This is a genomic window from Methylobacterium sp. Leaf112, assembly GCF_001423295.1.
In the GTDB taxonomy this organism is placed as follows: Bacteria; Pseudomonadota; Alphaproteobacteria; order Rhizobiales; family Beijerinckiaceae; genus Methylobacterium.
In genome coordinates this window covers 1-1028 of the sequence record NZ_LMNG01000028.1, presented here as the reverse complement: position 1 = coordinate 1028, position 1028 = coordinate 1, and the positions used below count along the sequence as shown (strand labels likewise).

Genomic DNA, 1028 nt, shown 5'->3' with positions numbered 1-1028 from the left:
GAACTCGGGGGTGAACTCGCGTCTCGTTTTTGCCATCAAACACCTTCCCCGCCCGTAACGAGCGTATCAGAGGTGTCCGTGAGACCGGGGGAGGATCACTGGTCTGCGCGGCGAGGATACTGTTGATCAGCCGCATGCCGAACCCCTCCCGCGTAGGCAGTGCCGGCGGCGGGCCATCGTGCTCGTTCCAGACCCAGGCCAGCCACCCGGCTTTCACGCGATCATCGACGGTCCAGGTCACCGTGACACGACCGTCGGGATGCGCCAGGGCTCCGTGCCGGCGGGCGTTGGTGGTGAGCTCGTGCAGTGCCATGCCAACAGGCACTGCGAGTTCGGATGGAAGCGTAACGGCCGGTCCCCGAGGCGTGATGCGCCCATTCTCGTTGTACGGATCAAGCTCGGCCCGGAGCAGTCCCTCGAACGAGGCGACTTGCGCCTGATCCTCCGTGATAAGGGCGTGGGTCCGGGCGAGCGAGACGATGCGACCGGTGAACGCCCTTCCGAACTCCGGAAGCGAGAGGCGGAGCGCATGGTCGCGTTCCGGACGGCCTGGACGGTAGCAAGGGTGTTCTTCACGCGATGGTAGAGCTCGCGGACCATCATCGCCTGCTGGTCCTCGAAGGCACGGCGGTCGATGACGTCGCGCTGGGCCGAGACCCAATGCGTGATGCGGCCATCGTCCTCCCTGACGGGGGTGATCAGCCATTCGACCATGTAGGTCGAGCCGTCCTTGCGGTAGTTCAGCGCCTCGCCCTGAAAGGCCTCCCCTGCTGCCATGAGCGTCGCTTCATCGTTGCGCCACCGACATGGACCGCGAAGCCTACTCATGATGGTCGGTTCTGCCATCCCCAAGCTAGACGTGGTTAGCAGTACCCAGGGTTACCAAGGCCCTGGCCGGTTCACTGACATCACGGAACCCATTGGTGGAGCTAGGCTCCGGACCCATAAATTTGGCTTGTCAGGAGTGTCCGTGATTCCTTTGTGACGAAGGAGGATCGGATGGACGAGTTTTGGCTGACGGACGCACA

The 1028-nt window shown here is 63.4% G+C and carries 2 pseudogenes; both read right to left on the bottom strand.

What is annotated here, in order from left to right:
- A pseudogene (locus ASF52_RS23265) lies at positions 1–313 on the bottom strand (sensor histidine kinase); the annotation flags it as partial.
- A gap of 51 nt (positions 314–364) precedes the next feature.
- Positions 365–777 (bottom strand): annotated as a pseudogene (locus ASF52_RS23615) (HWE histidine kinase domain-containing protein); the annotation flags it as partial.
- Positions 778–1028: the final 251 nt, after the last annotated feature.